Annotated in this window: 7 protein-coding genes and 4 tRNA genes; 10 read left to right on the top strand and 1 reads right to left on the bottom strand. The window is 36.8% G+C overall.

The window, feature by feature from the left end:
- Positions 1 to 931, top strand: a 931-nt coding sequence (locus A9G36_RS06595) for an SdrD B-like domain-containing protein (protein WP_141670629.1), incomplete at its 5' end; no start/stop codon positions are given.
- Between the two features lie 304 nt (positions 932 to 1,235).
- On the opposite strand, the gene A9G36_RS06590 is transcribed toward A9G36_RS06595, so the two are convergent.
- The gene (locus A9G36_RS06590) at positions 1,236 to 2,450 is read right to left on the bottom strand and encodes a pyridoxal phosphate-dependent aminotransferase (protein WP_065568945.1); all 1,215 of its coding nucleotides are present in this window, start codon (positions 2,448 to 2,450) and stop codon (positions 1,236 to 1,238) included.
- 145 nt (positions 2,451 to 2,595) lie between these two features.
- On the opposite strand from A9G36_RS06590, the gene A9G36_RS06585 reads away from it, so the two are divergent.
- From A9G36_RS06585 to tuf, 9 genes are all read left to right on the top strand, one after another.
- Positions 2,596 to 2,865 carry an ACT domain-containing protein gene (locus A9G36_RS06585; protein ID WP_034946844.1) on the top strand — a complete coding sequence of 90 codons (270 nt, stop codon included), beginning with the start codon at positions 2,596 to 2,598 and terminating at the stop codon, positions 2,863 to 2,865.
- Between the two features lie 26 nt (positions 2,866 to 2,891).
- A complete protein-coding gene (locus A9G36_RS06580; protein WP_065568944.1) occupies positions 2,892 to 4,247 on the top strand; it encodes a PFL family protein in 1,356 nt (451 codons plus the stop codon).
- 183 nt (positions 4,248 to 4,430) lie between these two features.
- Positions 4,431 to 5,234, top strand: coding sequence for a tRNA cyclic N6-threonylcarbamoyladenosine(37) synthase TcdA (tcdA, locus tag A9G36_RS06575; RefSeq protein ID WP_065568943.1), 804 nt, complete (start codon positions 4,431 to 4,433; stop codon positions 5,232 to 5,234).
- Positions 5,235 to 5,523: 289 nt separating this feature from the next.
- Positions 5,524 to 8,175 carry a bifunctional acetaldehyde-CoA/alcohol dehydrogenase gene (gene adhE, locus A9G36_RS06570; RefSeq protein ID WP_065568942.1) on the top strand — a complete coding sequence of 884 codons (2,652 nt, stop codon included), beginning with the start codon at positions 5,524 to 5,526 and terminating at the stop codon, positions 8,173 to 8,175.
- A gap of 166 nt (positions 8,176 to 8,341) precedes the next feature.
- Positions 8,342 to 8,417: transfer RNA gene (locus A9G36_RS06565), tRNA-Thr, on the top strand.
- 33 nt (positions 8,418 to 8,450) lie between these two features.
- Positions 8,451 to 8,535, top strand: a tRNA-Tyr gene (locus tag A9G36_RS06560).
- 51 nt (positions 8,536 to 8,586) lie between these two features.
- Positions 8,587 to 8,661: transfer RNA gene (locus A9G36_RS06555), tRNA-Gly, on the top strand.
- 3 nt (positions 8,662 to 8,664) lie between these two features.
- Positions 8,665 to 8,740 (top strand) — tRNA-Thr (locus A9G36_RS06550).
- Between the two features lie 183 nt (positions 8,741 to 8,923).
- On the top strand, positions 8,924 to 10,017 hold a 1,094-nt coding region (gene tuf, locus A9G36_RS06545), incomplete at its 3' end, for an elongation factor Tu (protein ID WP_065585537.1).

Genomic DNA, 10,017 nt, shown 5'->3' with positions numbered 1-10,017 from the left:
CAACAGTCCGTTATATGAAAAAGTTCCATTCTTTGAAAAGTATACGGATATCGGCGGTAATGCTGTTGAGCATGACCAAATAGATGTATCAGCGCCGCCGTCATCAGTGACGTATAATGGCGTGGGTGGTGCACATACGATACCGGTAGCATTAAAAGAGAAGTCTATTACTTTCACGAGTGTTGAGGTGAATGATATGGCTTTGGGCTACCGTGCCTCGGATGCAGATATCACTATCATCAAAACAGCGTTAAAAGACAATGTGGTGGTGGGTGATATAGTGCCGTATACTCTTAAAGTAATTAACAATAAAGCACAACCAGCAAATATCAAAATTAAAGATATTTTACCTGCGGGCTTTAAATTTGTTAATGGTTCATCACGAGTTAACGGTAAGAAAGTGATGGATCCGAAAGGTGGCAGAACGGTGACGTATGACAAGGTAAGTTTATCGGGTAATGGTGAAATGGTCATTAGCTATATGTTAGTGGTGGGTTCAGGTGTAACTCAAGGTGAGTATACGAACACAGCAATGGCATTAAATTCCTTAACAGGTAAGGTGGTGTCAAATATAGCTCAAGCAACAGTGACAGTGACGTCAGACCCATTATTTGATAATGCATTAATTTTTGGTAAAGTGTTTGTGGACAAAAATGGTAATGGAGTGCAAGACGAAGGTGAGGAAGGACTTGGTGGCGTGAAATTAATCACGGTGCGAGGAGAGATTATCACAACTGATGCACATGGGCGTTACCATTTAGTCGATGTATCGGGTGGACGTTGGGAACGTGGTGGTAACTTTGTTATCAAACTCGATCCGCGAAGCTTACCGAAGGAATACCGTGTTAGTGGTCGTAATCCTAAGGTAGTAAGGGTATCACCAGGATTACCAAGTAAAGTAGACTTTGGTGTGATAGAAGTTCAGCCCTAATCATTTAACTTAGATAAAAACAGACAAGGATGTCTGTTTTTGTAATTTTACCCCGTTTATCGGGGTTTTTTATTAACAATTTGATGTAAGATAATTTATTGTTAATACTTAACCAAGTTTATAAATAGCTCTTCATTTTTTAATTAACAAAGATTTTTAATCAATTGATTATGCCAGAAATGTGTTATCGCCGTAATAATGATATTTTTAATATTAATTAGTACGATTTGAATTATAGATAATATGGTTAATGTAATAATAATAGTAAGCCTCAATTACATTGAGGCTTAATTGAAATTTTCTTTTATTGCTTATAGTGGGATAAAAATTTAGCAAATCTTCCAATAGCATCTTCAAGTTCACCTAAATGAGGTAAAGCAACAATTCTAACGTGATCTGGTTTATGCCAATTAAATCCAGTTCCTTGCACAAGTAACACTTTTTCGTGTAATAAAAAATCTAAAACTAATTTTTGATCATTGTGAATATTAAACTTTTTTTGGTCAAGCTTTGGAAATAAATACAATGCACCTTGTGGTTTAGTACATGAAACGCCAGGAATATCATTAAGTAATTGCCATGCCAACATGCATTGATCGTAAAGTCGTCCTCCGGGTACAATAAATTCATTAATACTCTGATAGCCACCTAGTGCCCCCTGAATTGCATGCTGTAGAGGCACGTTAGCGCACAAGCGCATTGATGCGAGCATATTTAAACCTTCTATATAACTTTTTACATGGTTCTTTGGTCCACAAAGAGCCATCCAACCTTGTCTAAAACCTGCAACGCGATAAGTTTTTGATAATCCACTCATTGTTACTACAAATAAATCGGGAGCCAGTGCAGCTATTGAGTAATGAACTGCATCATCATATAAAATTTTATCGTAAATTTCGTCAGAAAAAATTATCAAATTATTTTGACGGGCAATTTCTGCGATCCCAAGAAGAACTTCTTTACTATAAACTGCACCAGTTGGATTGTTAGGATTAATGATAACAATACCTTTGGTTTTTGTAGTGATTTTTCGTTTAATATCGTCTAAATCGGGTGACCAATTAGCTTGCTCATCACACAAATAATGAACAGCATTTCCACCTGATAAGCTAATTGCCGCTGTCCATAATGGGTAATCTGGCATTGGGACTAAAACTTCATCTCCACTATTGAGTAGTGCCTGCATAGATTGAACAATCAGTTCAGATACGCCATTACCGATATAAATATCTTCAATACCTAGGCTAATAATTCCTCTGGCTTGATAATGTTGCATAATGGCTTTACGAGCGGAATAAAGACCTTTTGAATCAGAGTATCCTTGTGAAGAAGATAAATTACGAATAACATCTATTAATAATTCATCTGGAGCGGAAAAACCGAAAGGTGCGGGATTTCCAATGTTCAATTTGAGAATGGTTTGACCTTCTTCTTCCAGTCGTTTTGCGAGGTCAAGAATTGGCCCACGGATGTCGTAACAAACATGATCCAGTTTATTGGATTTTTGAAAATCTATCATTGTGTTGTCCTTTCATTTTATTGTGATGATCTTTTTTTATTTTATGGAAAAACAATTTACTCCTATTAAATTAAATTTTGAAGGTGATATTATGATTAGCTCAATAAATAAATTTTAATTGTATTATATTTGTTCGGAGAGTTTTATGAAAACCATTTTAACTGTTATCGGTAAAGATCGAACGGGCATTATTGCTGGTATTAGCCAGAAATTATATGAATTAGACATTAATATTTTAGATGTCAGCCAAACTATCATGGATGAATATTTCACAATGATAATGCTACTTGATTTATCCAAAATTAATTTCTCATTTGATGAAGCAAAAGCTGCACTTATTCAAACTGCCTCTAAGCTTAGAGTAAAAGTGAATCTACAACGTGAAGAAATTTTTGAAGCCATGCATCGTTTATAATCTAATTTTTAATAAGGATAATATGAATGGAAACTAAGCAAATACTCGAAACCATTAAAATGATCGAGGAAGAAAAACTCGATATTCGTACAATAACTATGGGTATTTCATTGCTTGATTGCATTGACAGTGATGGAAAAAAAGCTCGTCAAAAAATTTATAACAAAATTACTCATCTTGCCAAAAACCTTGTTAAAGTTGGTGATGAAATCGCAGCTGAATTTGGCATTCCAATTATTAACAAACGTATTTCAGTTACCCCTATTTCGTTAATCGCAGGTGCGAGTGATGACAAAGATTATGTTGAGTTTGCCAAAACACTTGATGAAGCTGCCAAAGCAGTTGGTGTCAACTTTATTGGTGGTTTTTCGGCATTAGTACAAAAGGGTTACCATAAAGGTGATGAGATTTTAATAAAATCAATTCCACAAGCACTTGCACAAACAGAACGTGTTTGCTCATCGGTCAATGTTGGTTCTACACAAACTGGGATCAACATGGATGCAGTAAAACAGATGGGAAAAATCATCAAAGAAGCCGCAAAGTTAACGGCAGATAACAGCAGTATGGCGTGTGCTAAATTAGTGGTATTTGCCAACGCAGTTGAAGATAATCCTTTTATGGCTGGTGCTTTTCATGGAGTAGGCGAAGCCGATTGTGTGATTAATGTCGGCGTAAGCGGTCCTGGCGTTGTTAAACGTGCGCTTGAAAAAGTTAAAGGGGAACCATTTGATGTTGTTGCTGAAACGATCAAAAAAACAGCGTTTAAAATCACTCGTATGGGACAGTTGGTTGGTAAAGAAGCTTCTGAACGTTTAGGCGTTAAATTTGGTATCGTTGATTTATCATTAGCACCAACTCCTGCAATTGGTGATTCGGTTGCTCATATACTCGAAGAAATGGGATTACAAGCCGTTGGTACCCATGGCACTACAGCTGCACTAGCGATGCTCAATGATGCCGTAAAAAAAGGTGGCGTAATGGCCTGCGGTCATGTTGGTGGATTAAGTGGTGCATTTATTCCTGTTTCTGAAGATACAGGAATGATTGATGCGGTAAATAATGGCGCACTTAATCTTGAAAAACTTGAGGCAATGACCTGTGTTTGCTCGGTTGGGCTTGATATGATTGCTATACCCGGCGATACACCAGCTGAAACTATTTCGGCAATTATTGCTGATGAAGCAGCGATAGGGGTGATTAATCATAAGACAACGGCAGTACGTATTATTCCTGCAGTGGGTTTAAATGTAGGAGATCATGTCGAATTTGGTGGATTATTAGGTCATGCTCCAGTAATGGCAGTAAATGAATTTAGCTCATATGATTTTATCAACCGTGGAGGGAGAATTCCTGCGCCAATTCATTCCTTTAAAAACTAAAATATTGACCTCATCAAGTTGATAATGGATGCTAAGGATTAATAGCTAGTATCCATTTTTATATTGATAAAATTACAAAACATAAAAAAATAATTAGCCGATGATTGTAATTATTGGCATAGGTTGTGTTAAACTCGGAGCATTGTTAGTATGAACCATATTTTAGTTATATGAATAATATTTATGCATAACACATTTTCTGATAGTTATCGCCAAAGGTTTGGTGGTATTGCAAGACTTTATGGTGAATCAACACTACGGTATTTTTCCCAAGCGCATATTTGTGTAATTGGTATTGGTGGCGTAGGTTCTTGGGTCGCCGAATCACTTGCTCGTAGCGGCATTGGTCAAATTACACTGATTGATATGGATGATGTCTGTGTGACAAATACCAATCGCCAAATTCATGCTTTAAAATCCAATATTGGGAAAGCTAAAACCTCGGTTATGGTTGAACGTATTTTACAAATTAACCCTGAATGTATCGTGAATGAAATTGATGATTTTATTAATATGAATAATGTTGGTGAATATTTAGGAACAAAACTATTCCCACGTTATCACTATATTATTGAGGCAATTGACAGTGTATACGACAAAGCTGCTGTACTTGCATATTGTAAGCGACAAAAATTGAAAGTAATTACCATTGGTGGCGCAGGGGGGCAAAAAGATCCAACTCAAATTAAAATTGCTGATTTGGCAAAGACAATTCAAGACCCATTGGTAGCGAAGTTACGTGAGAAACTAAAGTATAATTATAAATTAAATAAAGATAGCAAAGGTAAATATGGTATTCCTTGTGTGTTTTCGACTGAGCAACTAACGTATCCTTCTAAAAATGGACAAATATGCTTAACAAAAAGTAAAGCGAATGGTCCTAAAAAAATGGATTGTGAATCAGGATTTGGCGCAATTACAACCGTTACAGCTACTTTTGGGTTTGTTGCTGTAAGTTATGTATTAAATAAATTATGCGAGGGTTGATTTATTTGTCTGTGACAATTATTTAATATCTTCTTTTATCACCAATCTCATTTAATAACAGTTATTTTATTATTAAAAGCTATAGTTTTATCTTTATTGATCTATGTCACAAAAGTGGTTATTGATTAAGATACTCTTTCAATTTTTGTACAATATATTATTGTATAAAGTAAAAAACTGATTTAGGATAGCCCTTAATTCGTTTTTTATTATGCTTAAGCGCTAAAAATAGTTTCATGGAAGACGCCAAACGATTCAAGTTTATTTTTTTAATTTCAAGGAGTAATCTATGGCAGTAACTAATATGAATGAGTTAAATGAGTTAATGGAGCGAGTAAAAAAAGCGCAAGAAACTTATTCAACTTATACACAAGAGCAAGTGGACAAAATTTTCAGGGAAGCGGCAAAAGCTGCTGCAGCTGCGAGAATTCCACTGGCACAGCAAGCGGTTGCTGAGTCTGGTATGGGAATTGTTGAAGATAAAGTCATAAAGAATCTTTTCGCTGCAGAATATATTTTAAATAAGTATCGTCACGATAAAACTTGTGGAATAGTGGCTGAAAATGAGCCTTATGGAACAATTACTTTGGCCGAACCTTTGGGTATTATTTGCGGCATTGTACCAACCACTAATCCAACTTCCACAGCAATTTTCAAATCTTTAATCAGTTTAAAAACTCGTAATGCAATTGTTTTTTCACCTCATCCTCGAGCTAAAAAATCAACGATTGAAGCTGCTCGTATCGTATTAGATGCTGCGATTAAAGCTGGGGCACCAAAAGATATTATTGGTTGGATTGATGAGCCATCTATTGAGTTATCAAATGCTCTGATGCATCATGATGATATTGCTGCTATTTTGGCAACCGGCGGACCAGGTATGGTAAAAGCAGCTTACAGTTCAGGTAAACCAGCATTAGGAGTTGGAGCAGGTAATACACCTGTGGTTATTGATGAAACAGCTGATTTAAAACGTGCTGTGGCTTCTGTGCTTATGTCTAAAACATTTGATAATGGGATGATTTGTGCTTCAGAACAAGCAATTGTTGTGGTTGATTCTGTCTATGATGAGGTGCGTCGTTTATTAACTCAATATGGCGCATATGTTCTAAATGCTAAAGAAACTATGGCTGTACAAGCAATTATTTTAAATGATAAAGGTGCGTTAAATGCCAATATTGTTGGTCAGCCAGCAGTTAAAATTGCTGAAATTGCTGGCATCAAGGTGCCAGCTGGTTCAAAAGTACTTGTTGGTGAAGTGAGTAAGGTTGATCTATCTGAACCTTTTGCCCATGAAAAACTTTCGCCAACGCTTGCTATGTTTAAAGCTAAAGATTTTGCTGAAGCAGTGGATAAAGCTGAAAAATTAGTTGAAATGGGTGGTATGGGTCATACTTCGGTTCTTTACACTGATCAAGATAGCAACAGTGAACGTATTGCTTATTTTGGTAGTAAAATGAAAACTTGTCGTATTTTAATTAATCAACCTGCTGCTCATGGTGGTATTGGTGATTTGTACAATTTTGATTTAGCGCCATCTTTAACATTAGGATGTGGCTCTTGGGGAGGAAACTCGGTATCTGAAAATGTTGGGCCGAAGCACTTAATCAATAAAAAAACAATCGCTAAGAGAGCAGAAAACATGTTATGGCATAAATTACCAAGTTCTATCTACTTTAAACGTGGCTCACTTCCTGTTGCTTTGAATGAGGTTGTTGAACAAGGAGCAAAACGAGTCTTTTTAGTCACTGATAAATTCTTATTTAATAATGGTTACTCAAAACAAATCACAGATCAATTAGAATCACAAGGAGTTATCTGCGAAACATTTTTTGATGTAGAGGCTGATCCGACTTTAAGCATAGTATATAAAGGCACTGAATCAATGATAGCTTTCCAACCCGATACGATTATTGCTTTGGGTGGTGGTTCTCCAATGGATGCAGCGAAAATTATGTGGGTGCTTTATGAACATCCTGAAACAAAATTTGATGAATTAGCATTGCGTTTTATGGATATTCGTAAACGTGCATGCCATTTCCCTAATATGGGTAAAAAAGCAAAACTAATTTGTGTGACAACTACTTCTGGTACTGGTTCTGAAGTGACTCCATTTGCTGTTGTTACTGATGATGCAACAGGTCAAAAATATCCATTAGCGGATTATGCTATTACGCCTTATATGGCAATAGTTGATGCAAATTTAGTTATGAATATGCCTCGCTCGCTTTGTGCCGCTGGTGGTTATGACGCAGTGACTCATGCATTAGAAGCTTATGTGTCAGTTATGGCAAGTGAATTTTCTGACGGACAAGCGTTGCAAGCGTTAAGTATGCTTAAAGCTTATTTACCAATAAGCTACAAAGAAGGGGCTAAAAATCCTATTGCTCGTGAAAAAGTACATAGTGCTGCAACATTAGCGGGTGTTGCTTTTGCTCAAGCATTTTTAGGTGTTTGCCACTCAATGGCACATAAAATTGGTGCTGCTTTCCATATTCCACATGGTGTAGCAAATGCAATGTTAATCAGTAATGTTGTACGTTTCAACGCAACGGATAAACCTACTAAACAGGGTACTTTCAGCCAATATGGTTATCCTAAAGCAATTAGTCGTTATGCGGAAATCGCTGATCATTTAGGTTTAACCACGGCTGCTGATAATAATCAGAAGAAAGTTGAGAAATTAATTGGTTGGTTAGATCAACTCAGAAAAGATCTGGATATTCCATTTTCTATTAAAGAATTTGGTGTAGATGAAAAAGCATTTTTGGAGGAAGTCGATCAGCTTGCAGTAGATGCCTTTGATGACCAATGCACTGGTGCCAATCCTCGTTACCCTCTAATTGCGGAGTTAAAACAAATTCTTCTTGATACTTATTATGGTCGTATATATCAAGATAAAGGTGATATTAGTGAAGATATAGTTGAAACTAAAAAATGAGCAACTAAAAATAATATAAAATATTATTTTGATTAAATAAAACCCCAAAATTGTCTAATATTTTGGGGTTTTTTATATTTTTGATTTTTTTTTAAGCAAACAAAATAAAATTTGTTTTTTTTGCTTGCAAGGTGAAATGTTCTAGTTCATAATGCGCAGCACTTAGGCCGGCTTAGCTCAGTAGGTAGAGCAACTGACTTGTAATCAGTAGGTCGCCAGTTCGATTCCGGCAGCCGGCACCATTTTCCTAAGTAGACAAATTTATAAAAGTTCGGGGTGGGGTTCCCGAGCGGCCAAAGGGAGCAGACTGTAAATCTGCCGTGTCACACTTCGAAGGTTCGAATCCTTCCCCCACCACCATTAATGTTAGCAATAGCTAATTGAAGCATTTAGGTAGCCTAGTTTGAACATGCGGGCATCGTATAATGGCTATTACCTCAGCCTTCCAAGCTGATGATGCGGGTTCGATTCCCGCTGCCCGCTCCAATTGCTGATATAGCTCAGTTGGTAGAGCGCACCCTTGGTAAGGGTGAGGTCGGCAGTTCAAATCTGCCTATCAGCACCATTCTTGTTATTCTCCTAAACTTCTAAAAATATCGAATTTGACTGCTTAAAAGCTTGTCACTAGACAGCTTTATCTGTTATCATCTAGAGCTAATTTTAAGTTAGTATTATGTTTATATAAAATATAATACTTGGTTAATGTGGTGAATCACCACCGATTTGTATTACATTTGAGGGACAATCAATGTCTAAAGAAAAATTTGAACGTACAAAACCCCACGTTAACGTTGGTACAATCGGCCACGTTGACCATGGTAAAACAACTTTAACAGCTGCAATTACTTCTGTTCTTGCTAAAAAATATGGCGGACAAGCACGTGCATTCGATCAGATCGATAACGCACCAGAAGAAAAAGCACGTGGTATCACCATCAATACTTCACACGTTGAATACGACACACCAACTCGTCACTACGCACACGTAGACTGCCCAGGCCATGCTGACTATGTTAAAAACATGATCACAGGTGCAGCTCAAATGGATGGTGCTATTTTAGTAGTAGCAGCAACTGATGGTCCTATGCCACAAACTCGTGAACATATTCTTTTAGGTCGTCAAGTAGGTGTTCCTTACATTATCGTATTCTTAAACAAATGTGATATGGTTGACGATGAAGAACTATTAGAATTAGTTGAAATGGAAGTACGTGAGCTTCTATCTCAATATGATTTCCCAGGTGATGATACACCAGTGATTCGTGGTTCAGCGCTAAAAGCGTTAGAAGGCGATGCTGCATGGGAAGACAAAATTGTTGAATTAGCAGAAGCATTAGATAGTTACATTCCAGAACCAAAACGTGATGTTGACAAACCATTCTTATTACCAATTGAAGACGTATTCTCAATTTCAGGTCGTGGTACAGTGGTAACAGGTCGTGTAGAAAGTGGTGTAATCAAAGTCAACGAAGAAGTTGAAATTGTTGGTATCAAACCAACGACAAAAACGACTTGTACTGGTGTTGAAATGTTCCGTAAATTACTAGACGAAGGTCGTGCAGGTGAAAACGTAGGTATTTTATTACGTGGAACAAAACGTGAAGAGATCGAACGTGGTCAAGTATTAGCAAAACCAGGTTCAATTACACCGCATACTGATTTTGAATCAGAAGTATATATTTTAAGTAAAGATGAAGGTGGTCGTCATACTCCATTCTTCAAAGGTTACCGTCCACAGTTTTATTTCCGTACAACTGACGTAACTGGTACTATTGAATTACCAGAAGGCGTAGAAATGGTAATGCCAGGTGATAATATTAAAATGACAGTATCATTAATTCA

This window comes from Gilliamella sp. Choc6-1, from assembly GCF_001690385.1.
In the GTDB taxonomy this organism is placed as follows: domain Bacteria; phylum Pseudomonadota; class Gammaproteobacteria; order Enterobacterales; family Orbaceae; genus Gilliamella; species Gilliamella apicola_A.
This window is presented reverse-complemented; position numbering and strand designations above follow the sequence as displayed.

Excerpts from the sequence above, each read along its gene's own strand:
- A9G36_RS06590 (WP_065568945.1), bottom strand. The coding sequence starts at position 2,450 with ATGATAGATTTTCAAAAATCCAATAAACTGGATCATGTTTGTTACGAC.
- A9G36_RS06585 (WP_034946844.1), top strand. The coding sequence starts at position 2,596 with ATGAAAACCATTTTAACTGTTATCGGTAAAGATCGAACGGGCATTATT.
- A9G36_RS06580 (WP_065568944.1), top strand. The coding sequence starts at position 2,892 with ATGGAAACTAAGCAAATACTCGAAACCATTAAAATGATCGAGGAAGAA.
- tcdA (WP_065568943.1), top strand. The coding sequence starts at position 4,431 with ATGCATAACACATTTTCTGATAGTTATCGCCAAAGGTTTGGTGGTATT.
- adhE (WP_065568942.1), top strand. The coding sequence starts at position 5,524 with ATGGCAGTAACTAATATGAATGAGTTAAATGAGTTAATGGAGCGAGTA.